Raw genomic sequence first — 25144 nt, forward strand, 5'->3', positions numbered from 1 at the left:
GGACGCCGCGAGGCCCCGGCGCGGGGGTGCGCCGGGGCCTCGTGCGGTGTGCGTATACGCGCCTGCGTGCGTACCGGCGTCAGACGCCGATGGCGACCGTCGGCTCGCCCGACATGACGCCGTCCTTCTCCATCTGCTCGGCGATCTTCAGCGCCTCCTCGATGAGGGTCTCGACGATCTTCGACTCGGGGACGGTCTTGATGACCTCGCCCTTGACGAAGATCTGGCCCTTGCCGTTGCCGGAGGCGACGCCGAGGTCGGCCTCGCGGGCCTCGCCGGGGCCGTTGACGACGCAGCCCATGACGGCGACGCGCAGCGGGACCTCCATGCCCTCCAGGCCGGCGGTGACCTCTTCGGCGAGCTTGTAGACGTCGACCTGGGCGCGGCCGCAGGACGGGCAGGAGACGATCTCCAGGCGGCGCGGCTTGAGGTTCAGCGACTCCAGGATCTGGTTGCCGACCTTGACCTCCTCGACCGGCGGCGCGGAGAGCGAGACGCGGATGGTGTCGCCGATGCCCTCGGACAGCAGCGCGCCGAAGGCGACGGCGGACTTGATGGTGCCCTGGAAGGCGGGGCCCGCCTCGGTGACGCCGAGGTGCAGCGGGTAGTCGCACTGGGCGGCGAGCTGGCGGTAGGCGTTGACCATGACGACCGGGTCGTTGTGCTTGACCGAGATCTTGATGTCGCCGAAGCCGTGCTCCTCGAAGAGGGACGCTTCCCACAGCGCGGACTCGACGAGCGCCTCGGGGGTGGCCTTGCCGTACTTCTTCAGCAGCCGGGCGTCGAGCGAGCCGGCGTTGACGCCGATCCGGATCGGGGTGCCCGCGTCCTTGGCGGCGTGGGCGATCTCCTTGACCTTGTCGTCGAACTGCTTGATGTTGCCCGGGTTGACGCGGACGGCCGCGCAGCCGGCGTCGATGGCGGCGAAGACGTACTTCGGCTGGAAGTGGATGTCGGCGATCACGGGGATCTGCGACTTCTTCGCGATCGTCGCGAGCGCGTCGGCGTCGTCCTGCGTGGGGCAGGCGACGCGCACGATCTGGCAGCCGGAGGCGGTCAGCTCGGCGATCTGCTGGAGCGTGGCGCCGATGTCGGACGTCCGGGTCGTCGTCATGGACTGGACCGAGACGGGTGCGTCGCCGCCGACGGCCACGGTACCGACCTGGATCTGGCGGCTCTTGCGCCGCTCGGCGAGCCGGGTCGGAACGGACGGGATACCGAGAGAGATCGCGGTCATCAGCTGTACAACCCCAAGGTGTGGTTCATCGGGCTCAGGTCTTCGAGATTACCGCCCCCGCGGCGGGTGGCCGGACACCCCGGGGGTCCGGCCACCGGAGGGTCACGTCAGTTTCACCGGGTTGACGATGTCCGCCGCGAGGACGAGCAGGGTGAAGCAGACGAACACGCCCGCCACCACGTACGCGGCCGGCATCAGCTTGGCCACGTCGAACGGACCCGGGTCGGGGCGCCGGAAGATCCGCGCGGTGTGACGGCGTACGGACTCCCACAGGGCGCCGGCGATGTGACCGCCGTCGAGCGGGAGCAGCGGCAGCATGTTGAACAGGAACAGCGAGACGTTGAACATGACGAGCAGCTGGAGGAAGAAGACCAGCCGGGTCTCCGCCGGTGCCTCGATGCTCATCAGCTCACCGCTGATGCGGGCCGCGCCGACGACGCCGACGGGTGAGTCCTGCTTGCGCTCGCCGTCGCCGAAGGTGGCGTCCCAGAGGTCCGGGACCTTGCCGGGCAGGGCGAGGACGGACTCGAAGCCGGCCTGGAGCTGGTCGGTCATCCGGGAGGCGGACTCGCCGAAGGTGAGCGGGACGACCTCGCGGCCGGACTCGAAGCCCAAGTAGCCGGCGGCGACGTACTGCAGCGGCTGGACGACGTTGCCGTCCGCGTCCTTCTTCAGGACCTTGTTCTCCAGGAGCGTGGCCTTGAGGTCCAGCTCCTTGCCGTCCCGCTGGACGGTGACCGTGGCGGCCCCTGTGGTGGCGCGGATGCGGTCGGAGAGGGTGTTCCAGTCGGTGACGCGCTCGCCGTTGAAGGCGACGATCCGGTCGCCCGGGAGCAAGCCGGCCGCCTTGGCGGGCGAGGGCCGGTCGCTCGGCTTGCAGGTGTCGCGCTTCTCGCTCTGGTCGATGACGCAGTTGGTGACGCCCGCGACCTTGGTGGTCTGCGTCTCGAAACCGACCGCCATCGCGCTGCCGAAGAAGAGCAGGACGGCGAGGATCAGGTTCATGAACGGGCCGGCGAACATCACGATGACGCGCTTCCACGGCTTGCGCGTGTAGAAGAGCCGCTTCTCGTCGCCGGGCTGGAGCTCCTCGAAGGAGGCCTCGCGGGCGTCCTCGATCATGGCGCGCCACGGCGAGGTGGAGCGGGCCTCGATCCGGCCGTCCTTGCCGGGCGGGAACATGCCGATCATGCGGATGTAGCCGCCGGCCGGGACGGCCTTGATGCCGTACTCCGTCTCGCCCTTCTTCCGCGACCAGATCGTCGGGCCGAAGCCGACCATGTACTGGGGCACGCGGATGCCGAAGAGCTTGGCCGTGGAGAGGTGGCCGAGCTCGTGCCAGGCGATGGAGACGAGCAGCCCGAGCGCGAACAGCGCGATGCCGAGGAGCGTCAGAAGTACGGTCATGCGCGCGCCTCCGCGGTCGCCTTCGCAGCCTGTGCTGCCAGTTCCCGGGCCCGGGCCCTGGCCCAGGTCTCCGCTTCAAGGACGTCCGACACCGTCAGTGGGGTTCCCCGGTCGGGGGTGCCGTGCTCGGTGACGACTGCCGTGACCGTATCCATGATTCCGTTGAAGGGCAGCCTTCCGGCGAGAAACGCCTCGACGCACTCCTCGTTGGCGGCGTTGAAGACGGCGGGTGCGGTGCCGCCCAGTTCGCCGACGTGGCGGGCGAGGCCGACGGAGGGGAAGGCCTCGGTGTCGAGCGGGAAGAACTCCCAGCTGGAGGCCTTGGTCCAGTCGAAGGCGGGGGCCGCGTCCGGGATCCGCTCGGGCCAGCCGATGCCGATCGCGATCGGGCCGCGCATGTCCGGCGGGGTGGCCTGGGCGAGGGTGGAGCCGTCCGTGAACTCGACCATCGAGTGGACGTAGGACTGGGGGTGGACGACGACCTCGATGCGGTCGAAGGGGATGTCGTAGAGGAGGTGCGCCTCGATGACCTCCAGGCCCTTGTTCACCAGGGTCGCGCTGTTGACCGTGATGACGGGGCCCATGGCCCAGGTCGGGTGGGCGAGGGCGTCCTCGCGGGTGACGTGCGCCAGCTCCGCGCGCGTACGGCCGCGGAAGGGGCCGCCGGAGGCGGTGACGACCAGCTTGCGGACGTCGGCGCGGGTTCCGGAGGCGAGCGCCTGGAAGAGGGCGGCGTGCTCGGAGTCGACCGGGATGATCTGGCCGGGCTTGGCCACCGCCTTGACCAGCGGGCCGCCGACGATCAGCGACTCCTTGTTGGCGAGGGCGAGGGTGCGGCCGGCTTCGAGGGCGGCGAGCGTGGGCGCCAGGCCGATGGAGCCGGTGATGCCGTTGAGGACCGTGTGGCAGGGCGAGGCGGCCAGCCGGGTGGCCGCGTCGGGCCCGGCGAGGATCTCGGGGAGGGTGGCGCCGGGGCCGTAGAGCCGCGTCAGCGCCTCCCGCAGCTCGCCCGCCTTGTCCTCACGGGCGACGGCGACCGCCCCGACGCGCAGTCGGTGGGCCTGCTCGGCGAGCAGCTCGACCCGGCCGCCGGAGGCGGCGAGGGCGGTGACCCGGAAGCGGTCGGGGTTGCGCAGGACCAGATCGATGGCCTGGGTGCCGATGGACCCGGTGGAGCCGAGGACGACGATGTCCCGCCGGCCTTCGACGGGATCGAAGACCAGGTGCGGGTCGGCGAGAGGAGAGGGGCGGTCGCTCATGCCCCCCATTCTTGCCGCAAAGACCGCGCGCCCTTCACGGGGTACGGGTGAACGCTCCGACGAACGCTCCGAAGACGTCGTGGAAGTCCGGGAACGTCTTCCGTACGCAGCCGGGGTCGTCGTAGGTGATGCCGGGGGTGCGCAGGGCGGTGACGGCGAAGGACATGACGATCCGGTGGTCCCCGTGGGTGGCGATCTCGACGGGGCCGGTGGGCGTGCCGGGCAGGATCTCGATCCAGTCGTGGCCGGTGGCGACGGTGATGCCGAGGCGGCGGAGGTTCTCGGCGCAGGCGTCGAGCCGGTCGCACTCCTTGACGCGGGTGTTGGCGACGTCCTCGATGCGGACGGGTCCTTCGACGAAGGGCGCGAGGGCGGCGAGGGTCGGCATGGTGTCGGAGATGTCACGCATGTTGACGGTGAGCCCGTGCAGCCGGCCGGTGGACCGGACGGTGGTGGCCGTGTCGGTGATCTCCACCTCGGCGCCCATCCGGCGCAGGACGTCGACGAAGCCGAGGTCGCCCTGGAGGGCGCCGGTGCCGAGGCCGGGAACGGTGACCTCGCGGCCGGGGACGGGGTCGAGGGCGGCCGCGGCGAAGAAGTAGGAGGAGGTGGAGGCGTCGGGCTCGATGGCGTAGGTGGTCGCGGTGTAACCGGTGGGGGCGACGGTGTAGGTACGGCCGTCGTGGGTGCTGCGCGCGGTGACGTCCGCCCCGAAGGCGCGCATCATCGCGAGGGTGATCTCGACGTACGGCTCCGAGACGAGGTCCGTGACGGTGATGGCGAGGCCGTCGGCGGTGAGCGGGCCCAGCATGAGGAGCGCGGTCAGGTACTGGGATGACTGGCCGGCGTCGAGGGTGAGCGCGCCGCCCTTGATGCCGGAGGCGTGCACGGTGAGGGGGTGGTGGCCCTCGTTCTCGTGGTGGCGGAGGTCGACGCCGAGGGTGCGCAGGGCGGTGGTGAGGGGGCCGAGGGGGCGGCGGCGCATCTGGGGGGAGGCGTCGAAGCGGTACGTGCCGTGGCCGCCCGCGGCGGCGAGGGTGGGGAGGAAGCGGGCGGTGGTGGCGCCGTCGCGGCAGTAGACGTCGGCGTCGGTGGCGGCGGGGCCCTGGGGCCGCCCCTCGATGTGCCAGGCGCTCCCGTCCGGCTCCTGCCGGACCTGGTAGCCGAGGGCCTTGAGCCCTTCGGTGAAGCCCTCGGTGTCGTCGGAGACGAGGGGCCGCAGGAGGGTGGTCGTCCCGTCGGCGGCGGCGGCGAGGAAGAGCGCGCGTGCGGTGACGGACTTGGAGCCGGGGATGTCGATGACGGTCACGGGGCCATGGTGCCGTGGGCCGGGGCGGGGCGGTGTCGAGCGTCCGCGACGTGGACGCGACGTCGGGGACGGGGTGCCCCCCGGGTCCCTTGTCCGGGGGCGGTGCCCCCGGGTCCCCCGGGCTGCGGGCAGGTGGCCTCGCGGCCCTTGTCGGGGGGCGCCCCGGGTCACCCGGCCGTGGGTAACCGCCCTGCGGGCGGTGCCCACCCCTCCTCTCGCCCGCGAGGTTGTGGCCGGTGGCCTCGGGTCCCTTGTCGGGGGGCGCCCCCAGGTCCCCCGGCTTTGGGCATGAGCCCCGGGGGCCCACCCCTCCCCTCGCCCGCGAGGTTGTGGGCAGGCGTTCCGCATGGCGGAACGGGTGGGCACAACCCACGACGGCGCCGCACCCGTGGGCACCGCAGGCACGGGGAGCCTGGGCCCGGCAAAGGCGCCGTCCCGGTGTGCCCACCCGTCCCGCCCAGCGGGACGATTGCCCACACCGGGGGGCCGTTGAAGCGGGCACCGGCCCCGGGCGGGAGGGCTCGCAACGGGGCGCCGGTGGGCGGGCGCTACGGGATCTTGCGGTGGACGTTGTCCTCGCGCGTGGGGCCCGGTGTCGCGTCCGCGATCCAGGGGCCGTCGTCCGAGGCGTCCACGACGCCCTCCTCCAGCCACTCGAAGCGGCCCGCAAGGACCCCGTCCACCACGCGCCGGTCGACTTCGTCCGTGTTGGACCAGAGGCGGCCGAAGAGCTCCTCCACCCGCAGCCGCGCCTGTCGGCAGAACGCGTCCGCGAGCGCGTGGGCCTCGCGGCCGTGCGGGTCGCCCGAGGAACGCAGCCACTCCGCCCGTACGCACGCCGCGCTCATCGCGAAGAGCTCCGCCCCGATGTCCACGATCCGCCCGAGGAACGCCTGCTTGAGCTCCATCCGGCCCTGCCACCGCGACATCGCGTAGAACGTCGAGCGCGCCAGCTTCCTCGACGTCCGCTCCACGTACCGTAGATGCGTCGCCAAGGCCCCGAACTCCGTGTAGGACGTGGGGAGTTGGCCCGGACCCGCTACCAGCTTCGGCAGCCAGCGTGCGTAGAAGCCGCCCGCCCGCGCCCCCGCCTTCGCCTTGTCGCCCAGCGACTTGTCCGGGTCGATGATGTCGCCCGCTACGGCGAGGTGCGCGTCGACCGCCTCGCGGGCGATCAGCAGGTGCATGATCTCCGTCGAGCCCTCGAAGATGCGGTTGATACGGAGGTCCCGGAGGAGTTGCTCCGCCGGTACCGCCCGCTCGCCCCTGGCCGCGAGCGAGTCCGCCGTCTCGTAGCCGCGTCCGCCCCGGATCTGGACCAGTTCGTCGGCGATGAGGCAGCCCATCTCGGAGCCGTAGAGCTTGGCGAGGGCGGCCTCGATCCGGATGTCGTTGCGGTCCTCGTCGGCCATCTGGGAGGCGAGGTCGACGACCGCCTCCAAGGCGAACGTGGTCGCCGCGATGAAGGAGATCTTCGCGCCGACGGCCTCGTGCCGGGCGACCGGCTTGCCCCACTGCTCCCGTACGGCCGACCACTCGCGGGCGATCTTCAGCGCCCACTTCCCCGCGCCGACGCACATCGCCGGGAGGGAGAGCCTGCCGGTGTTCAGGGTGGTGAGGGCGATCTTGAGGCCGGCGCCCTCGGGCCCGATGCGGTTCGCGGCGGGCACCCGGACGCCGTGGAAGCGGGTGACGCCGTTCTCCAGGCCGCGCAGGCCCATGAAGGCGTTGCGGTGCTCGACGGTGATGCCCGGCGAGTCCGCCTCCACGACGAAGGCGGTGATGCCGCCCCGGTGACCCTCGGACTTCGGCACCCGGGCCATCACGACGAGCAGGTCGGCGACGACCCCGTTGGTCGTCCAGAGCTTCACGCCGTCGATGACGTAGGTGTCGTCGCCGTCCGGTACGGCGGTGGTGGCGAGCCGGGCCGGGTCGGAGCCCACGTCCGGTTCGGTGAGGAGGAAGGCGGAGATGTCGGTGGTCGCGAGGCGCGGGAGATAGGTGTCCCGCTGCTCCTGCGTACCGAAGATCTTCAGGGGCTGCGGTACGCCGATCGACTGATGGGCGGAGAGCAGCGCGCCGATCGCGGGGCTCGCGGAGCCGACGAGCGCGAGGGCGCGGTTGTAGTACACCTGGGTGAGGCCGAGGCCGCCGTACTTCGGGTCGATCTTCATACCGAACGCCCCGAGTTCCTTGAGGCCGGTGACGACCTCGTCGGGGATGCGGGCCTCGCGTTCGATCAACCGGCCGTCGATCCGCGTCTCGCAGAAGTCGCGCAGCTTGGCGAGGAAGGCCTCACCACGCCGTACGGCCTCCTCGGAGGGGAGCGGGTGGGGGTGGATGAGATCCAGCCGGAAACGGCCGAGGAACAGCTCCTTGGCGAAGCTGGGTTTGCGCCAGTCCTGCTCGCGCGCTGCCTCGGCGACCTGCCGGGCCTCGCGTTCCGTGACCTTGGGCCGCTGAGTGGGTGCGGACATGAGGAGCTCACCTCACCGCTCGTCGAGTGCCTTGTGGCTACTGTCCGTGGTACCCGATTCCGGGCGGTACGGAAAGCGGTGGGAACGGCGAGAAGACGCCCTGGGAGAATCACGGGACGTAACTCTCCAGGAGGGGAACATGATCGGTCCGGCGATTCTCGTCGCTCTGGCGCTCGCCATCGGCGGGTGCGTGTGCGTGGTGTGGGCGGAGAGGGGCGGGCCTCGCTGGGTGCGCGCCGTGGCGGCGGTGACGCTTGCGGTGGGCGAGCTGGTACGCCGTTCGGACAAGGGCGACCGCCGGCGTCAGGATCAGCTCGGCGAGTGAGGCCGCGCTCACGCACGTACGCGCGTGAGCATGCCTACGGCGCTCGCGGCACCAGAGCTGGTCGGCCTGCCCGGGGTACGAACCGCAGTGGTCCGGTCATGCGGGAAAAGGAGACGGCCGGAGCCCCCGCACAGTGGGCTCCGGCCGTCGGTTCGTGTGGCGTACGGGTTACAGCGCCAGGCCCGTGAGGACCAGGACGCGCTCGTACGTGTAGTCGTCCATCGCGTACTTGACGCCCTCGCGGCCGACGCCGGACTTCTTGGCGCCGCCGTACGGCATCTGGTCGGCGCGGTAGGACGGGACGTCGCCGATGATCACGCCGCCGACCTCGAGCGCGCGGTGGGCGCGGAACGCGGTCTGCAGGTCGTGGGTGAAGACGCCGGCCTGGAGGCCGAAGTCCGAGTCGTTGACGGCGGCGAAGGCCTCGGCCTCGCCGTCGACCTTGGTGACCGTGAGGACCGGGCCGAAGACCTCGGCGCGGGCCAGGGTGACGTCGGCCGGGAGGTCGGCGAGGACGGTCGGGGCGTAGGTCGCGCCCTCGCGGCCGCCGCCGGTGAGCAGCTTCGCGCCGCCCTTGACGGCCTCGTCGACCCAGGACTCGACGCGCTTGGCGGCGTCCTCGTTGACCAGCGGGCCGACGTCCGTGGCGGCGTCGCTCGGGTCACCGGTGACCTGGGCCTCGACGGCCGCGACGATCTTCGGGACGAGCCGGTCGTAGACCGACGCGTCGGCGATCACGCGCTGCACGGAGATGCAGGACTGGCCGCCCTGGTAGTTGGAGAAGGTGGCGATGCGGCCGGCCGCCCAGTCCAGGTCCTGCTCGGACGCCCAGTCGCCGAGGACGACGGCGGCGGCGTTGCCACCGAGCTCCAGGGTGCAGTGCTTGTGCGGCACGGACTGCTGGATGGCGTAGCCGACGGTGTCCGAGCCGGTGAAGGAGATGACCGGGAGGCGCTCGTCCTGCACGAGGGCGGGCATGCGGTCGTTCGGCACGGTCAGGATCGACCAGGAGCCGGCCGGGAGGTCGGTCTCGGCGAGCAGCTCGCCCAGGATCAGGGAGGAGATGGGGGTGGCCGGGGCCGGCTTGAGGATGATCGGGGCGCCGACGGCGATGGCCGGGGCGACCTTGTGGGCGCTGAGGTTCAGCGGGAAGTTGAACGGCGCGATGCCGAGGACGACGCCCTTGGGGATACGGCGGGTGATCGCGAGACGGCCGACGCCGCCGGCCTCGGTGTCGAGGCGCTGGGCCTCTCCACCGTTGAAGCGGCGGGCTTCCTCGGCGGCGAAGCGGAAGACGGAGACGGCACGGCCGACCTCGCCACGGGCCCACTTGATGGGCTTGCCGTTCTCGGCGGAGATCAGCTGGGCGATCTCCTCGGTGCGCTCGGCGAGCCGCTTCGATACGTGGTCGAGGGCGGCGGCGCGGACGTGCGCCGGGGACGCGGCGAACTCGTCGACGACGGCGTGCGCGGCGGCGACGGCCTCCTCGACCTGGGCCTCGGTGGGCACGCTGACCTTGCCGACCAGACGTCCGTCATAGGAGTTCGTGACGTCGAAGGTGGCGTCGCCGGTGGCCTCGCGGCCGGCGAGCCAGAAGGCGTGGGTGGCAGTCATTGCGTCCCGGCCCTTTCGTATCGGGGGTGCGAGCGATTGCTCTCGTGACACGTTAGGGCGAAGCGGGCGGGCGGTGGTTTGTGCGGTGTGGAGTGGTGGGGGCGGTCGACTCTTACGGATTGGCGGGGCTGCGGGGCGAACGCCTGGGCCGCCTCAGAGCCCGCGCCGCTCACGCCCACGCCCCCACCACCGCCCCCACCCCCGCTCAGCTGCGACGTTCCGTCGTCACGATCAGGCACACGCTCGCCACCACCACCGCGCCGCCGAGGGCGATGGGCCAGGTGAGGGCCTCGTCCAGGATGAGGGCGCCGAGGAGGACGGCGACGACCGGGTTGACGTACGCGTAGGTGGCGACGAGCGAGAGCGGCGCGGTCTGGAGCAGCCAGGCGTACGCGGTGAAGGCGATCAGGGACCCGAAGACGACGAGGTAGGCGAGGGCGGTCCAGGAGCGGGCGGAGATCGCGGCGAGGTCGAGACCGTGCTGCTCGCCCCGGATCAGGCCGAGCGCGGCGCAGCCGAGGCCGCCGGCGACCATCTCGTACGCGCTGGCGGTGAACGGGTTGGCGGGCATCGGGATGCGCGAGGAGGAGAAGGAGCCGATGGACCAGAGGAGGCTCCCGACGATGACGAGGACGACGCCACCGATGCGGACGTCGCCGCTGACCCCGGGGAGGGTGAGGACGGCGAGGCCGACGAGGCCGAGGAGGACGCCGGCCACGCCGCCGGCGGTGGGGCGCTGCCCGAAGACGGCCTTGAGGACGACGACCCAGGCGGGGACGACGGCGACGAGGAGGGCGGCGAGGCCGGAGGGGACGGAGGTCTCGGCGAGGACGATGAGGCCGTTGCCGCCGAGGAGCAGCAGGAGGCCGACGAGGGCGGCGGAGCCGAGCTGCGCGCGGGTGACCTTGAGCGCGGAGGGGCCTTGTCGCCAGGCGATCAGGGCGACGAGGAGGAGGCCCGCGACGACGAAGCGGAGACCGGCGGAGAGGAACGGCGGCATCGTCTCCACGACGATCCGGATCCCGAGGTAGGTCGACCCCCAGACGACGTACACGATCCCGAGCCCGGCCCAGACGGCCCCGGATATCCGGCGACCGGACCGACCGGGGGTGGGGGTGAGGGTGGGCGCTGAGGCGGGGGTTGGCGTGACGGAGCGGACCTCGTTTGCCGGTTCGGCGGGGCTTGTCATGTGCAGGAGATTAGGGAATCCAGGGCCGGATGACCAAGAAAATTGCCCGAGATCGGGCAGCGGAAGCCGTTTTTGGTACGGGAATGAGGGTGCGGGGCCGCCGGAAGGGGTGCGGGGTGGGGTGCGGGGTGGGGTGCGGGGCTGGGGTGCGGGGCTGGGGTGCGGGGGTGGGTCGCCGGCGGCGCCCCGGAGGCGGCGCGCAGGGCGCGACCGGACGGCCGCAGCCGGAGCCGCCGGGCGGCCGGCCTCGCGCGGAGGCCGCCCACCGGGCCTCCAGGCCTCCAGGCGCGGAGGCCGCCCACCGCACCCCGCGCCCCAGGCCTTCGCACCCCCGCGCCCCCAGGCCTCCGCGCCCCGGGCCCCCAGACCCCCGCCCCCTACTTGCCGTCCTCCGTGCCCGTTGCCTTCAAGGCGAGCCACAGCTCCATGCGTACGTCCGGGTCGTCCAGGGAGCGGCCCAGGATCTCTTCGACGCGGCGCATGCGGTAGCGGAGGGTGTGGCGGTGGACGCCCAGGTCCGCGGCTGCCGCGTCCCACTGGCCGTGGCGGGAGAGCCAGGCCCGCAGCGAGGCGACCAGGTCGCCTCGGCCGGTCGCGTCGTGTTCGTACAGCGCGCGCAGCATGCCGTCCGCGAAGGCGCGCACGGCGTCGTCGGCCAGCAGGGGCAGGACGGAGCCCGCGGCCAGGTCCTCGTGCTCGACCAGCGCCTTGCCCCGCCGCCGCGCGACCGAGAGCGCCTGCTCGGCCTGCTTGTACGCGGCCGCCGCCGCGATCGGGCCCGCCGGGGCGGAGAGCCCGACGACGACACCGGCCTCCTCCGCGTCCCGCTCCGCGTACGCCTCGCAGGCCGAGACGACCGCCCCGCCGTCCCCGGCGAGGACCAGCAGGCGCTCCTCGCCCTCCGGGACCGTCAGAACCGTTTCGCCCGCGTGCGCCGCCGCCGACTCCAGGGCCTCGGCCAGCTCCGGCAGCGGAGGCTCGCCCTCCCGCTCCCCCGCCGCCGGCTCGGCGATGAGCAGCCGGAACGGGGCGTCGAGGAGCCCGCCGTACAGGTCGCCCGCGACCGCCCGCGCGTGGTCCGGCTGGCCGGACAGCATCATCCGCAGCACCGCCGCGCCGAGCCGCGCCTCCGCCGCCTGCAGCGAGCGCGACCGCTCGGTGGTCAGCGTGAGCAGCGCGATCGCGGAGTGCACGGCGTACCGTTCCGCCGTCCCGAGCGGCGCGCCCGTGCCGACCGCGAGCGCGCCCCTGACCCGCCGTCCCGTGCCGAGGGACTGGAGCTCGACCCGGTCCTCCGTGCCGCCGACGACCGCGCTCGCGGGCGCGGGCCGCTCCCGGAGCCGTTCGACGTCGGGCGTCAGCCGGGCGGCCCTGCGCGCCGCCCACTCGGGGGACGCGGCGAGGACCGTTCCGGAGGTGTCGTACAGCGCGGCCCAGCCGTCGACGTGCGCGGCGAGCCGTGCGACGACGGCGTCGGGCCCCTCCGCGAGCGCCGCGCGGGTCATCTCCCGCTGGGCCTCGAAGCCCGCCGTGACCGCCCGGTACTGGTCGGCCGCGATGGCCGCCGACACCGCCTTGCTGATGGCCAGGAACGGGGTCCTGCGCGGTACTTCGAGCAGAGGCAGGCCCTCCGCACGTGCCGCCTCCACGAGCGTCGGCGGAATGTCGTCGTAGTTGACGCCGATGGCGAAGCCGAGCCCCACCACGCCCGCGCCGAGCAGCCGCCGGACGTAGCGGCGCATCGCGTCGGCGTCCTCGGCGTCCAGGGTGAGCGCGGTGGTGAGCAGCAGTTCGCCGCCCTCCATGTACGGGACCGGGTCGGCGAGCTCGCTGACGTGGGCCCAGCGCACAGGGGTGTCGAGGCGGTCCTCACCCGCGCGGACGGTGAGCTTGAGGGCCGAGTGCTGGACGAGGGAGGCGAGGGTGGGCGGCATTGGGGACCGTCGGACCTTTGGGGAGGGGGCGCCACTCAGCCGAGCGGCGCCCTCGATTGTGCCAGGGCCCGCGAGCCCCCGCTCCGGCTCGCCGTCGACTTCGGGCCGCCTCCGCTTCGCCCCCGCGACCCGTCTCCGACCGCTTCCCGCCACTTCCGACGGCGCCCGCCGCCCCCGCCTCAGCCCCGCAGGTCCACCAGGAGCGGTGGGGTGTGTTCGCCCCGTACGTGGGTCAGGGAGAGCACCGCGTGCCCGGCGGGGACGGCGTGCGCGAGGTCCGATGCCGACCAGCGCTCGCGCTCCACCTCCCGTACGGTCACGGCCTCCGCCGTCGCCGCCCGGCCGGTCACCAGCCGGCGCATGAAGTGCAGGGCCTTGGTCAGAGGCTCGTCGGAGATGATCTGCCGGTTGGTGACGTCCCGGGTCTGCACCCATTCGGTGCCCCAGGTCTCGGCGAACCGTCCGCCGTCCCACGGCGCGATCCCGGCGAACGCCATCCGGCAGCCGACCGCCCCGAGCAGCGGCCCGCGCAGCGCCTCCGGTACGTCCTCCAGGCTGCGGAGCGCGAGGACGACGCCCGCGTTGGCGGACCGCAGCCGCTGCAGGGCCCGTACGGAGTCTCCGGTGACGGTGTACGTCGCGTCGTCGAGGACCAGGCAGGCGAAGAGGGAGCGGTCACGGCGGGCGAGGGTGGCCTCCGCGAACTGGGCGAGCAGCAGTCGGGAGACGATCCGGGAGGCCTCGGCGTGGCCGCGTTCGGGCAGGTCGACACGGACGCGCAGCGGATGCTCGACGGCCCGGAGGGAGAACTGCGGACGCTCCGGCTCCGCACCCTCGTCCCCGCCCGCACCCCTGTTCCCGTCGTTCCCGTCGTTCCCGTCGTTCCCGTCGTTCCCGTCCGCGTCCGTGCGGAAGAAGCCGGCGAAGGCGGGCCGGTCCAGGAAGGCGATGCGCTCGGCGAGCAGGACACCGGTCTCGTCGCCGCGGTCCGCCTGCCGCTGCCGCGCGTCGAGCTCGCGCAACTGGGCGGGGTCGTCGGCGACGGCGGCCCGCAGCGCGTCGAGCGAGGCGGGCGTCCCCGCGAGCAGCTCGCGCAGCTCGGGCACGCCGGGGAAGCGGCCGTACGCGGCCCGGAACGGGCCGATCAGCTGGGCGAGCGCGGTACCGGCCCGGCGGCTGTCGGCGACGAGGTCCCCGACGAGGGCCTCGGCGAGGATCCGGGCGGCCTCGTCGGGGTCGTCGGCGCCGCCGTACAGGTCGAGGTCGTGGGTGGAGCCGGGCCGGCCGACGGAGACGACGACGTCGAAGGCCTCGTCGGGGCCGATTCCGGCGCCCTGGGCGGTGACGGCGACGACGGCGGCCCGGTTGGCGAGGGCCTGCAGGCAGAGGGCCTCGACGACGGGCCGGACCAGGCGCACGGTCTTCCCCGCGCCCGCGGGCCCGACGGCGAGCAGCGAGGTCCCGAGCACGGCGGGCTCCAGGGCGACGCCGGTGGTGCGCCGGGCGTAGGGGTTGCGCGGGTGGTCGGCGGCGGTGCCGATGAGGACCTGACCGGTGGCGAGGTCGTGGGTGGCGGTACGGACGGGCAGGTCGCGCAGGCCCGAGGGGTGGCCGCAGGCGGCGGCGCCCCGGGTGCGTACGGCCTCGGTGAAGGCCGCGAGGCGCTCGGGCCGGGTCCGTACGCCCTGCCAGGCGCGGCGGATCCGGGCGTAGTCGACGTCCCCGAGGGCCCCCTGGCGGGTGGCCTCGGTGAGCTGGGCGGCGGCCTCGGGCAGCCCGGCTTCCCGCAGCTCCGGCCATGCGGCGGGGTCGGCCTCGGGCCGGGGCGGGGGCGGCGGGGCGGCCGCGGAGCCGCCGGTTCCGAAGCGTCGCCGCACGGCGGGCCAGGCTCCGGCCCGGCCGACGGCCGCGACGAGGGCGGCGATCAGGAGGACGTAGTAGAGGTTGGAGACCCAGGTGAGCCAGGTGACCGTACGGGGCATCTCGCGCCAGACGCCCGGCAGGAGTACGAAGAGCGGCCAGATGGGTACGCCGTAGCGCTGCCAGATCTCGCGCCAGTTGCCGACGCGGCCGAAGCCGACGGCGAAGAGGGCGAGGAGGATCCCGTACCAGAGGTAGGTCGCGCCGACGTAGACCGCGAAGTCGGGGCTGGCGGGGGTGCGCCACTCCTCGGGGACGAGCCACAGCATCGGCAGCAGCCACCAGTCGTCGACGAAGATCCACCACCCCTCCAGATAGCCGTTCCAGAGGAGCGACCAGAGGAGCCAGCCGCAGAGGTAGGCGACGAACGCGCCGGTGACCAGTTGGCGGCCGGGCACGAGGTCGGGTTCGAGCTCGGGGCGTTCGCGGTGGTTGAGCCGCCAGATGCCGGGCGCGGCGGCGGGGCGGGGGATGCGGAGCCACTCGGCGACCCCGATCCGGGTGGGCGCGTGGGCGGGCGGCGGCGGTACGCGGCCGCGGGAGGCCGAAGAGGCCTGAGGGGCCGACGAGGCTTGAGGAGCCTGAGGTGCCGACGAGGCCGACGAGGCCTGAGGGGCCTGCTGCGGAGGCCCCGACGGCACGGGCGGGCCCGCCGGGCGCGGGACCGCGCCTGCCCGGGGATCGCGCGGCTCCGAGCCCCGAGGGTCGCGCGGCTCGCCCCCCCGGGTGTCGCGTGACTCGTACGTGCCTTCGGTCTCCATGAAACCCCTGCCCCCTGACCAGCCAGGTCGCCGCATCTGTGCCACCGTCAATCTAGTGGGCGTGGACCGGCCCGGAGCGGTTTCCTCGCCGCCATGTCCACACCGGACAACGACACACCCCTCAACACTCCCGAACGGCGCATGCCCGTCTCCCTCCCCCGCGCCTAGCCTGCGGAAGAAACCCACAAGAGCGTCCAGAACACCCCAGGAGCCTCGCATGAACGCTGTCCCGCAGGAGCGGCGCGTCGTCACCGCCATTCCCGGTCCGAAGTCGCAGGAGCTTCAGGCCCGCCGCCTCGACACCGTGGCCGGCGGCGTGGGCTCCGTGCTGCCCGTCTTCACCGCGAAGGCCGGCGGCGGCATCATCGAGGACGTCGACGGCAACCGCCTGATCGACTTCGGCTCCGGCATCGCCGTGACCTCCGTCGGCGCCTCCGCCGAGGCCGTCGTGCGCCGCGCCGCCGCGCAGCTCGCCGACTTCACGCACACCTGTTTCATGGTGACGCCGTACGAGGGTTACGTCGAGGTCTGCGAGGCCCTCGCCGAGCTGACCCCGGGCGACCACGCCAAGAAGTCCGCGCTGTTCAACTCGGGTGCCGAGGCCGTCGAGAACGCGGTCAAGATCGCCCGCTCGTACACCAAGCGCCAGGCCGTCGTCGTCTTCGACCACGGCTACCACGGCCGCACCAACCTCACGATGGCGCTGACGGCGAAGAACATGCCGTACAAGCAGGGCTTCGGTCCGTTCGCGCCCGAGGTCTACCGCGTGCCGGTCGCCTACGGCTACCGCTGGCCCACCGGCGCCGAGAACTGCGGCCCCGAGGCCGCCGCCCAGGCGATCGACAACATCACCAAGCAGATCGGCGCCGAGAACGTCGCCGCGATCATCATCGAGCCGGTCCTCGGCGAGGGCGGCTTCATCGAGCCGGCCAAGGGCTTCCTGCCGGCGATCGTGAAGTTCGCCAACGACAACGGCATCGTCTTCGTCGCCGACGAGATCCAGTCCGGCTTCTGCCGTACCGGCCAGTGGTTCGCGTGCGAGGACGAGGGCATCGTCCCGGACCTGATCACGACCGCCAAGGGCATCGCGGGCGGTCTGCCGCTCGCCGCCGTCACCGGCCGCGCCGAGATCATGGACTCCGTGCACGGCGGCGGCCTGGGTGGCACCTACGGCGGCAACCCGGTGGCCTGCGCCGGCGCGCTCGGCTCCATCGAGACCATGAAGGAGCTCGACCTCAACGCCAAGGCGAAGCACATCGAGTCCGTCATGAAGACCCGTCTGTCGGCGATGGCGGAGAAGTTCGACGCCATCGGTGACATCCGCGGCCGCGGCGCCATGATCGCCATCGAGCTGGTCAAGGACCGCGCGACCAAGGAGCCGAACCCGGAGGCCGCGGGCGCGCTCGCGAAGGCCTGCCACGCCGAGGGTGTGCTGGTCCTGACCTGTGGCACCTACGGCAACGTGCTCCGCTTCCTGCCGCCGCTGGTCATCGGGGACGACCTCCTGAACGAGGGTCTCGACATCATCGAGAACGCGTTCGGGCAGATCTGATCCGTTCCATACGCAGTGTGAAGAGAGTGTGGGGGGCCGATGGCGGGATGGAGTTCCGGCTGTCGGTCCCCTTCTCTCTGCCGTACGGTTTCTGCAGATGAGAGAAACACCCCGCTCGCAGGAGACTGCGGGCGACAACAGGTCGGAGCCTCCCCAGCCCCGCCCTGGTCGCGCCCTGGCGCACACCACTGGAGCCTCGTGCTCCGGAACTCCTCACCGATCGGATGGCCGCCCGCCCCACACCCCCCGGGGCGCGCGGCAGCCCGATCACCTCGGACGCCCCGGAACCACCCCCCCTGTTCCGGGGCGTCCGGCTGTCTTCCTCGCGATCGTCGTGCTGGCCGTCCTCACCTGGCAGGTCCTGGTGGAGGGCCCCTTGGCCCGCCTGGACGAGCGCGTCTCGCGCGAGCTGGTCGACCTCGTCCCCCGCCACGTCTCCGAACTCGGCGCCGACCTCGGCAACATGACGGCCGCTCTCCCGGTCCTGGCCTGCGCGATGGCGTACGCGGCATGGCGCGGCCGCCGCGCCCAGGCCCTCTTCGCGGGCCTCTCCATGGCGCTGGTACCGCTCCTGGTCATCCCCCTGAAGGAGTGGACGGCCCGCCCCGGCCCCCTGGAGCCCTGGGCCGCCGGCTACTACCCGTCGGGCCACACGGCGACGGCGATGGTGGCCTACGTCGGCGCCGCCCTCCTGGTCTCGAACCGCCTCCTCCCCGTCGCGGCCGTCCTGACGACGCTGACCGGCACGGGCCTGATCCTCCGCGGCTACCACTGGCCCCTGGACGTCCTCGCCTCGCTCGCCCTCTGCCTCCCCCTCCTGCGCTGGCCCGTCATCGCCGCGCGATACGGTCGCCCTTCACGTTCGGCGACCGACGATCCGGAGCAGCGATGACGATTCAACGGCCAGGACTTCCGGGAGACTTGCCGTCCCCCGAGGTGCTGTGGGCGCGCTGGGCCCTGGTGGCCGTCCTGGAGGCGACCACGGAGGCCGAGGAGAGCACGAGGTACCGGACCGGCTGCTGGATCGACGACGAGGGGCTCCACCTCGACGACTGCGGCTGTACCTGGTGGACGTTCTCCCGCGTCGGCGAGGGCCGGTGGGTGCTCTTCGGCGAGGACGAGTCGAGCGCCTGCAAGTGGCACACACCGCCCGTCGACATGCTGGCGGGCGGCCCCGACTGGCTCCCCCACGACGAGCTGCGCGACCGCCTCGACGGAAACGAACTGGGCTGCGTCTACTGGTACGAGGACGGCGCCTGGGCGCGCGCCCCGTACCCCGACGACCTGGACGACGACGGCCTCGACTGCGGCATGAGCCGCTTCGTCGAGCGTGACAGCGCCCTCCGTCTCCTGGACGAGCACGTCCGGCGCGACGGCGGGACGTCCGCCGAGACCCTGATGGCGCACGCCGAGGAATACCGCCTGACACCCGAGCTCGTGGAGTCCCTCGCCGCCCCCGCCGACGGATCGGCCCCGGACCTCCCGGCCATGACCCGCGCCCTGCACCGGGCCGCACTGATGGCGCGGGCGGCGACGGTCGGCTGACCTCAGGACACACGTCGGGCCGGCCGCGCGAGCACGCGCGCGACCGGCCCGTTCTTCACCGTGGACGGGGTCAGCTCCAGTTGTAGGCGTCGAAGTTCCGGCTGAACTCCCCGCCGTTGAAGCGGTCCCAGTTGATCGACCAGGTCATCAGGCCGCGCAGGGCGGGCCAGGTGCCGTGGGTCTGGTACGTGCCGCAGTTCTGCTTCTTCGTGAGGCAGTCCAGGGCCTTGTTGACCTCGGACGGGGTGGTGTGGCCGTTGCCCGCCTGGCTGGAGGCGGGGAGGCCGATGGCGACCTGGTCGGGGCGGAGGGCCGGGAAGACGCGGTCGGTGTTGCCGGCGACCGGGAAGCCGGTGAGGAGCATGTCGGTCATGGCGATGTGGAAGTCCGCGCCGCCCATGGAGTGGTACTGGTTGTCGAGGCCCATGATCGGGCCCGAGTTGTAGTCCTGGACGTGGAGCAGGGTGAGGTCGTCGCGCAGGGCGTGGATGACCGGGAGGTACGCGCCGGCGCGCGGGTCCTGGCCGCCCCACTGGCCGGAGCCGTAGAACTGGTAGCCGAGCTGGACGAAGAAGGTCTCCGGGGCCATCGTCAGGACGAAGTCGGAGCCGTACTTGGCCTTCAGGGACTTGATCGCCGAGATCAGGTTGACGATCACCGGGCTGGTCGGGCTGCGGAAGTCGGTGTCGCCGGTCTGCAGCGAGAGGGAGTGGCCCTCGAAGTCGATGTCCAGGCCGTCGAGTCCGTACTCGTCGATGATCTTCGAGACGGAGGAGACGAAGGCGTCACGGGCGGCCGTGGTGGAGAGCTGGACCTGGCCGTTCTGGCCGCCGATGGAGATCAGGACCTTCTTGCCCGCGGCCTGCTTGGCCTTGATGGCCGCCTTGAAGTCCGCGACGGACTCCACGTTCGGGCATTCGGTGGCCGGGCAGAGCGAGAAGCGGATGTCGCCGGAGGTCACCGAGGTCGGCTCGCCGAAGGCCAGGTTGATGACGTCCCAGGAGTCGGGGACGTCGGCCATCCGGGTGTAGCCGGAGCCGTTGGCGAAGCTGGCGTGGAGGTAGCCGACGAGGGCGTGGGCGGGCAGGCCGCCGCCCGGGTTCCCGCCGCCGGACGTCGTGGTCGCCGAGACCGCCGAGGACTTCGCCGACTCGCCCGCGCTGTTCACGGCCGCGACCTGGAAGGAGTACGAGGTCGAGGGCGCGAGGCCGGTCGCGGTGTACGAGGTGCCGGTGACGGTCGCCACCAGAACTCCGCCCCGGTAGACCTTGTACGAGGTGGCGCCCGGAACCGCGGGCCAGGAGAGCGGTACGGAGGTGGAGGTCGGGGAGCCCGCCGCGAGGCCGGTGGGGACGGCCGGTATCTGGACGGGGTCGCCGCCGGGGCCGAAGAGGGAGAGGTCGTCGGCGTGGTAGGCGCCGGTGCCGTACCAGCCGTGCGTGTAGAGGGTCACGGAGGTGGTCGAGGCGCCGGTCGTGAAGGAGGTGCTGAGCTTCTGCCAGTCGGGGGCGGACTGGGTCCAGGTGGAGACGTCGGTGGTGCCGGTGCCGGAGGCGCCGAGGTAGACGTAGCTGCCGCGCACCCAACCGCTGAGCGTGTAGGCGGAGTTCGGCTTCACGGTGACGGTCTGGGAGCACCGGGCCTGGTCGCTGCCCGCCGGGGTCGCGAGCAGGGCCTTCGTCCCGCCGTGCACGGGTGAGGAGACGACGGCGCCGCTGCCCGCCGTACAACTCCAGCCGTCCAGGCCGGATTCGAAGCCGCCGTTGCGCGCGAGTTCGGAGTCGGCGGCCTGGGCCACGGGGGTGAGGGCGACGAGCCCGCCCGCGGCGAGCGCTCCCGCCAGGGCGAGAACGAGCGGTCTGGTGCGTCTGGTGGGTCGGGTGCCTCGGGTTCCTGTGGTGCGGTCCACAACTGCCTCCGGGGGTGGGGGAATCGAGGTGGAGCGCGCCACAGCATGGTCCAGACCAATCAAGTGGTCAAGACCTCTGCTCGCCGTCCGGCCCATGCCTCGGCCCGGCCTCCCGTCACGACCCCTGCCCTTCTCCCGTCACGACCTCCGCTCTTCCTCCGGTCACGCCCTCTCCCCGCCCTCCCCGCGCGCGAGTCCGCCCGCCGCCTCGTGCATCGCCAGCTCCAGGAGCGCGGTGTCGTTGAGGGTGCCGCTCCCGTCCGGCGTCACCAGCCAGCGCACCCCGCCGCCGGTCGTCCGACCCGGGTAGGGGACGACGATCCAGGTGCCGCGGCCCGCGCTGCGCACGCCCGTGCCGAGCCAGCGGGAAGCCGTGCCCGGAGGCACGAAGAAGCCCATCCGCGCCTCACCGAAGTCGGCGAGGACCGGACCAGGGCGGTCCACGAGCCGGGTCAGCACGTCGAGCGTGGGATACCCGAGCTCCCCCGGCAGGATCAGCACGTCCCACCGCCTGCCGGCCGGGAGCAGCGCGACACCCAGCGGATTGCGCTCCCACTCCCACCGGCAGGCGTCGGGATCCGGTGCCACCGACGCCAGCCACTCCACCGCGGTCTTGGCCGCCCCCGAACCAGTCATGGCCTACGGCCTCCCTTCCGTGTGCGGACACGATGTCCACACGCAGAGAGCCGGGTCGGTGACGATCATTACGCGGGTTCGGGCCACCAGTTGGATGTGAACTGGGTCACACGCCGAGTAAGTGGGGTGCGCCAGGGCGTGCACCCGGCGCGCGAGCGCCCCTCGGGCGCGCCCGATCGGGTGGACAGCGGCCGCCCGGCTCGGCAGCCTCCCGTGGCCGCCCGTCGCCGCGTGTTCGTATGGCCCTTCGTATCGCCCTTGGTACCGCCCTTCGTACCGCCTTCGTACGCGCGCCGCACTCGCCCCCGGGAGCACCCATGTCGAATCCCACCTCGCCGGGCAAGGGGCTGCTGCGGCGGATGGGCGAGTGGTCGGCCCGTCACTTCGTCGTCGTGCTCGTCGCCTGGATCGTGGCGCTGGGCGCCCTGATCGCGCTGAACAACGCGTACGGCGGCGAGTACTCCGACAACTACTCGCTGCCGGGCACCCAGTCCCAGGAGGGGCTCGACGTGCTGAGGGCGCACGAGCCCGCCGCCGGCGGCTACAGCGCCCAAGTGGTGCTCTACGACGGCGCCAAGCCCCTCACCGACGTCGGCGACCAGGTCTCGTCCGCCGTGGACTCGCTGAAGAAGCTCCCGCACGTCCTGAACGCCACGAGCCCGCTGCCGGCACAGGGCGCCACACCGCCCGCCCCGCCCCCGGGCACCCCGAACGTCGGCCCGCTGTCCACCGACGGGAAGACCGGGTACATCACCGTCCGCTTCGACGTCCAGCCCGGCACCCTCGGCGACGGCTACCTGACCGGGGTGGACAGCGCCGTGGAGCCCCTGCGCGCCGCCGGGGTCCAGGTCGAGTACGGCGGTTCACTGGGTGAGCTGGCCCGGCCCGAGGCGGACGACCGGGTGAGCGAGGCGATCGGGTTCGCCGTCGCGATCGTCGTCCTGATCATCGGCTTCGGCAGCCTGATCGCCGCCGTACTGCCCCTGGTCACCGCCCTGGTGGCCGCCCTCTGCGGTCTCGCGGCGCTCGGTCTCCTCGCCTCCGTGTGGACCTTCGCGACGGTCTCCCCCACCCTGGCCACGATGATCGGCATCGGCGTCGGCATCGACTACGCCCTCTTCCTGATCACCCGGCACCGACAGCTGCTGATGAACGGTCAGGATCCGGTCACGGCGGCCGGTCTCGCGACCGCGACCAGCGGCCGGGCCGTCCTCGTCTCGGGCTGCACCGTCATCATCGCCCTCTGCGGACTGTGGGTCTCCGGACTGAGCTTCATCGGACTGCTCGGCCTGGCCGCGACCTCCACCGTGGTAACCGCCGTCGTCGGAGCCCTCACGCTCGTCCCGGCGATGCTCGGGCTCATCGGGCGCCACATCGACCGGCTGCACCTGCGCGCCCCCGTCGCCGAGGCCGACGAGACGACCGGCGAGGCGCACGGCACCTGGCACCGCTACGCCCTGCGCGTGGAGCGCCGCCCCTGGTGGTTCCTGACCTCGGGCGTCGTCGTCCTCGTCGTGCTCGCCATCCCCCTCTTCTCCATCCAGCTCGGGCACATCGGCGACGGCGCGGACCCGAAGTCCTTCACCGACCGGCGCGCCTTCGACCTGATGTCCACGGCCTTCGGGCCCGGCTCCAACGGGCCGCTGACGCTGGTGATCGACCAGACCTCGGTCCCGGCGGCCGACCGCTCCGCGCTCGCGAGCCAGGCGCAGAAGGCGCTCACCGACGTTCCCGACGCGGCCCTGATCACCCCGCTCACACCGACGTCGGACGGCGACGTCCTGCTCGCCACGGCCTACTCGGTGGCCGCCCCGCAGGACGAGAAGACCACGTCGCTGACCAACCACCTGGCCGACGACGTCCTGCCGCAGGCGGTCAGCGGCACCACCGCGGCCACGTACGTCACGGGGACCACCGCAGCCCAGGTCGACTTCCTCGACATCGTCTCCAGTCGGCTGCTGCTCATCATCGCGGTGGTCGTCGCCCTGGCGTTCCTCGTCATCCTGGTCGTCTTCCGCGGCCCGCTGGTCGCAGCCAAGGCCGCCGTGCTCAACCTGCTGTCCATCGCCGCCTCGTACGGCGTCGTCGTCGCCGTCTTCCAGTGGGGCTGGGGCGGCCCAGCGCTCGGCGTCTCCGGCGACGTGCCCATCGAGAGCTACGTGCCGATGATGATGTTCGCCATCGTCTTCGGCCTGAGCATGGACTACGAGATCTTCCTGCTGTCCCGCGTCCACGAGGCGTGGCTGCGCACCGGCGACGCGAAGGCGAGCGTGGCCCACGCCCTGGAGATCACGGCCCGTGTCATCACCTGCGCGGCGCTCATCATGGTGAGCGTCTTCGCCGCCTTCATCCTCAACGACAGCATCGTGGTGAAGATGATGGGCCTCGGCCTCGCCGCGAGCGTGCTCATCGACGCGACGGTCGTACGGCTGCTCCTCGTGCCCGCCGTGATGACCCTGATCGGGAAGTGGGCCTGGTGGACCCCGCGCTGGCTGGACAAGGTCCTGCCGCACATCGACACCGAGGGCGAGGGCGAGCTGGCGCGGACGGGCTCGCGGGAGGGCGGGAACGGCACGGCGGGGCCACGGCAGACGCCGTGACCCCGCCACCCCCGGCGCAGAGCGCCTGAAAAGCCCCGGCTAAGGCCCTAGCTGTCGAAGCCCAGGCCGACGCAGTCCATGGCCTTCAGCCACAGATTGCGTCGGCCGCCGTTCGCGTCGGCGCGCGCGAGCGACCACTTGGTGAGGCCGATGCCGGCCCAGGCGATCGGCTCGGGCGGGAACGGCAGCGGCTTGGAGCGGACCATCTCGAGCTCCGTCCGCTCGGTGCGCTCACCGGCGAGCAGGTCGAGCATCACGTCGGCGCCGAAGCGGGTGGCGCCCACACCGAGGCCGGTGTAGCCCGCCGCGTACGCGACCTTGCCCTGGTAGGCCGTGCCGAAGAAGGCCGAGAAGCGCGAGCAGGTGTCGATCGCGCCGCCCCAGGCGTGGCTGAAGCGGAGCCCCTCCAGCTGCGGGAAGCAGCGGAAGAAGTGCTCGGCGAGCTTCAGATACGTCTCCGGGCGGTGGTCCATCTCGGCGCTGACCTTGCCGCCGAAGCGGTAGATGGCGTCGTAGCCGCCCCACAGGATCCGGTTGTCGGCGGTGATCCGGAAGTAGTGGAACTGGTTGGCGCTGTCCCCGAGGCCCTGGCGGTTCTTCCAGCCGACGGCGGCGAGCTGCTCGGCCGAGAGCGGCTCGGTCATCAGGGCGTAGTCGTAGACCGGGACGGTGTAGTGCCGGACGCGCTTGACCAGCGAAGGGAAGACGTTGGTGCCGAGCGCGACCCGGCGGGCGAGGACCCTGCCGTACGGGGTGCGGACGCCCATGCCCGCGCCGACGGAGACCAGGTCGAGGCCCGGGGTGTTCTCGTAGATCCGTACGCCCAGGTCCTGGCAGGCCCGCTTCAGGCCCCAGGCCAGCTTGGCGGGGTTGAGCATGGCGACCCCGCGCCGGTCCCACAGGCCGCCGAGGAAGGTCGGGGAGTCGACCTCCGCGCGGACCGCGTCGCCGTCGAGGAGGTCGAGGCCGTCGGCGAGACCGAGCCGCTCGATCTCCTCGTACACCTCGTGCAGTTCCTCCAGCTGGTACGGCTCGGTGGCGACGTCGATCTCGCCGGTGCGCTCGAAGTCGCAGTCGAGGGAGTGGCGGGCGACCGCCGCCTCGATGGCGTCGAGGTTGCGCTCGCCGAGCTCCTCCAGCTTCGGCAGCTCGCCCGGCCAGCGGGCGAGCCCGTTGCCGAAGCCGTGGGTGAGGGAGGCGGCGCAGAACCCTCCGTTGCGGCCCGAGGCGGCCCAGCCCACCTCGCGCCCTTCGATCAGTACGACATCCCGGGAGGGGTCGCGCTCCTTGGCGAGGAGGGCGGTCCACAGTCCGCTGTAGCCGCCGCCGACGACGAGAAGGTCGCACTTCTCGGTGCCGGTGAGGGCGGGCACGGCTCCGGGCTTGCCGGGATCTTCCAGCCAGAAGGGGACGGGCTGGGCGTCGGAGAGAGATTGTGCAGCGAGACGCATGGCGACTGGGGCCATGGTT

At 72.5% G+C, this 25144-nt stretch carries 17 protein-coding genes; 5 read left to right on the forward strand and 12 right to left on the reverse strand.

The window, feature by feature from the left end; translation table 11 throughout:
* Positions 1-79 precede the first annotated feature (79 nt).
* From ispG to ACGFYP_RS26945, 5 genes are all read right to left on the reverse strand, one after another.
* On the reverse strand, positions 80-1237 hold the full coding sequence (gene ispG, locus ACGFYP_RS26925) for a flavodoxin-dependent (E)-4-hydroxy-3-methylbut-2-enyl-diphosphate synthase (RefSeq protein ID WP_361958809.1): 1158 nt from the start codon (positions 1235-1237) through the stop codon (positions 80-82).
* 102 nt (positions 1238-1339) lie between these two features.
* Entirely contained in the window at positions 1340-2644 is a 1305-nt protein-coding gene (locus ACGFYP_RS26930; RefSeq protein WP_393498560.1) for a M50 family metallopeptidase, read from the reverse strand.
* Positions 2641-3903: a 1-deoxy-D-xylulose-5-phosphate reductoisomerase gene (gene dxr / locus ACGFYP_RS26935; protein WP_361958815.1), complete on the reverse strand. Its 1263-nt coding sequence runs from the start codon at positions 3901-3903 to the stop codon at positions 2641-2643. Before dxr ends, ACGFYP_RS26930 begins: the two co-directional genes overlap by 4 nt.
* A gap of 34 nt (positions 3904-3937) precedes the next feature.
* Positions 3938-5212: a 3-phosphoshikimate 1-carboxyvinyltransferase gene (gene aroA, locus ACGFYP_RS26940; RefSeq protein ID WP_393498564.1), complete on the reverse strand. Its 1275-nt coding sequence runs from the start codon at positions 5210-5212 to the stop codon at positions 3938-3940.
* A 548-nt stretch (positions 5213-5760) separates the two neighbouring features.
* On the reverse strand, positions 5761-7689 hold the full coding sequence (locus ACGFYP_RS26945; RefSeq protein WP_393498567.1) for an acyl-CoA dehydrogenase family protein: 1929 nt from the start codon (positions 7687-7689) through the stop codon (positions 5761-5763).
* A 139-nt stretch (positions 7690-7828) separates the two neighbouring features.
* Between ACGFYP_RS26945 and ACGFYP_RS26950 the strand changes: the two genes are divergently transcribed.
* On the forward strand, positions 7829-8014 hold the full coding sequence (locus tag ACGFYP_RS26950; RefSeq protein WP_393498570.1) for a hypothetical protein: 186 nt from the start codon (positions 7829-7831) through the stop codon (positions 8012-8014).
* 168 nt (positions 8015-8182) lie between these two features.
* On the opposite strand, the gene ACGFYP_RS26955 is transcribed toward ACGFYP_RS26950, so the two are convergent.
* The 4 genes from ACGFYP_RS26955 to ACGFYP_RS26970 all read right to left on the reverse strand — a co-directional run bounded on the left by ACGFYP_RS26955 (position 8183) and on the right by ACGFYP_RS26970 (position 15432).
* Positions 8183-9628: an aldehyde dehydrogenase family protein gene (locus tag ACGFYP_RS26955; RefSeq protein WP_361958827.1), complete on the reverse strand. Its 1446-nt coding sequence runs from the start codon at positions 9626-9628 to the stop codon at positions 8183-8185.
* 205 nt (positions 9629-9833) lie between these two features.
* On the reverse strand, positions 9834-10817 hold the full coding sequence (locus ACGFYP_RS26960) for an EamA family transporter (RefSeq protein WP_393498574.1): 984 nt from the start codon (positions 10815-10817) through the stop codon (positions 9834-9836).
* A gap of 377 nt (positions 10818-11194) precedes the next feature.
* Positions 11195-12751 (reverse strand): PucR family transcriptional regulator, encoded by a 1557-nt coding sequence (locus ACGFYP_RS26965; RefSeq protein WP_393498577.1) that lies wholly within the window; start codon positions 12749-12751, stop codon positions 11195-11197.
* A 179-nt stretch (positions 12752-12930) separates the two neighbouring features.
* A complete protein-coding gene (locus tag ACGFYP_RS26970) occupies positions 12931-15432 on the reverse strand; it encodes an ATP/GTP-binding protein (protein ID WP_393498580.1) in 2502 nt (833 codons plus the stop codon).
* A 217-nt stretch (positions 15433-15649) separates the two neighbouring features.
* On the opposite strand from ACGFYP_RS26970, the gene gabT reads away from it, so the two are divergent.
* The 3 genes from gabT to ACGFYP_RS26985 all read left to right on the forward strand — a co-directional run bounded on the left by gabT (position 15650) and on the right by ACGFYP_RS26985 (position 18529).
* Positions 15650-16984: a 4-aminobutyrate--2-oxoglutarate transaminase gene (gene gabT, locus ACGFYP_RS26975; RefSeq protein ID WP_393498583.1), complete on the forward strand. Its 1335-nt coding sequence runs from the start codon at positions 15650-15652 to the stop codon at positions 16982-16984.
* Positions 16985-17318: 334 nt separating this feature from the next.
* Positions 17319-17876: a phosphatase PAP2 family protein gene (locus tag ACGFYP_RS26980; protein ID WP_393498586.1), complete on the forward strand. Its 558-nt coding sequence runs from the start codon at positions 17319-17321 to the stop codon at positions 17874-17876.
* A gap of 29 nt (positions 17877-17905) precedes the next feature.
* Entirely contained in the window at positions 17906-18529 is a 624-nt protein-coding gene (locus ACGFYP_RS26985; RefSeq protein WP_393498589.1) for a hypothetical protein, read from the forward strand.
* A 70-nt stretch (positions 18530-18599) separates the two neighbouring features.
* On the opposite strand, the gene ACGFYP_RS26990 is transcribed toward ACGFYP_RS26985, so the two are convergent.
* Positions 18600-20438, reverse strand: coding sequence for a chitinase (locus ACGFYP_RS26990; protein WP_393498592.1), 1839 nt, complete (start codon positions 20436-20438; stop codon positions 18600-18602).
* Positions 20439-20600: 162 nt separating this feature from the next.
* Complete coding sequence (locus ACGFYP_RS26995) at positions 20601-21074, reverse strand: hypothetical protein (protein WP_393498596.1); 474 nt, start codon at positions 21072-21074, stop codon at positions 20601-20603.
* A 317-nt stretch (positions 21075-21391) separates the two neighbouring features.
* Here ACGFYP_RS26995 and ACGFYP_RS27000 point away from each other — a divergent pair, with 317 nt between their 5' ends.
* A complete protein-coding gene (locus ACGFYP_RS27000; protein ID WP_393498599.1) occupies positions 21392-23674 on the forward strand; it encodes an MMPL family transporter in 2283 nt (760 codons plus the stop codon).
* A gap of 47 nt (positions 23675-23721) precedes the next feature.
* Here ACGFYP_RS27000 and ACGFYP_RS27005 read toward each other — a convergent pair whose 3' ends face one another.
* Positions 23722-25140 carry an NAD(P)/FAD-dependent oxidoreductase gene (locus ACGFYP_RS27005; protein WP_393498602.1) on the reverse strand — a complete coding sequence of 473 codons (1419 nt, stop codon included), beginning with the start codon at positions 25138-25140 and terminating at the stop codon, positions 23722-23724.
* Between the last annotated feature and the right edge of the window lie 4 nt (positions 25141-25144).

It is taken from the genome of Streptomyces sp. NPDC048370, assembly GCF_043200825.1.
Taxonomy (GTDB): Bacteria; Actinomycetota; Actinomycetes; order Streptomycetales; family Streptomycetaceae; genus Streptomyces.

Excerpts from the sequence above, each read along its gene's own strand:
- ispG (WP_361958809.1), bottom strand. The coding sequence starts at position 1,237 with ATGACCGCGATCTCTCTCGGTATCCCGTCCGTTCCGACCCGGCTCGCC.
- ACGFYP_RS26930 (WP_393498560.1), bottom strand. The coding sequence starts at position 2,644 with ATGACCGTACTTCTGACGCTCCTCGGCATCGCGCTGTTCGCGCTCGGG.
- dxr (WP_361958815.1), bottom strand. The coding sequence starts at position 3,903 with ATGAGCGACCGCCCCTCTCCTCTCGCCGACCCGCACCTGGTCTTCGAT.
- ACGFYP_RS26945 (WP_393498567.1), bottom strand. The coding sequence starts at position 7,689 with ATGTCCGCACCCACTCAGCGGCCCAAGGTCACGGAACGCGAGGCCCGG.
- ACGFYP_RS26950 (WP_393498570.1), top strand. The coding sequence starts at position 7,829 with ATGATCGGTCCGGCGATTCTCGTCGCTCTGGCGCTCGCCATCGGCGGG.
- ACGFYP_RS26955 (WP_361958827.1), bottom strand. The coding sequence starts at position 9,628 with ATGACTGCCACCCACGCCTTCTGGCTCGCCGGCCGCGAGGCCACCGGC.
- ACGFYP_RS26960 (WP_393498574.1), bottom strand. The coding sequence starts at position 10,817 with ATGACAAGCCCCGCCGAACCGGCAAACGAGGTCCGCTCCGTCACGCCA.
- ACGFYP_RS26965 (WP_393498577.1), bottom strand. The coding sequence starts at position 12,751 with ATGCCGCCCACCCTCGCCTCCCTCGTCCAGCACTCGGCCCTCAAGCTC.
- ACGFYP_RS26970 (WP_393498580.1), bottom strand. The coding sequence starts at position 15,432 with ATGGAGACCGAAGGCACGTACGAGTCACGCGACACCCGGGGGGGCGAG.
- gabT (WP_393498583.1), top strand. The coding sequence starts at position 15,650 with ATGAACGCTGTCCCGCAGGAGCGGCGCGTCGTCACCGCCATTCCCGGT.
- ACGFYP_RS26995 (WP_393498596.1), bottom strand. The coding sequence starts at position 21,074 with ATGACTGGTTCGGGGGCGGCCAAGACCGCGGTGGAGTGGCTGGCGTCG.
- ACGFYP_RS27000 (WP_393498599.1), top strand. The coding sequence starts at position 21,392 with ATGTCGAATCCCACCTCGCCGGGCAAGGGGCTGCTGCGGCGGATGGGC.
- ACGFYP_RS27005 (WP_393498602.1), bottom strand. The coding sequence starts at position 25,140 with ATGGCCCCAGTCGCCATGCGTCTCGCTGCACAATCTCTCTCCGACGCC.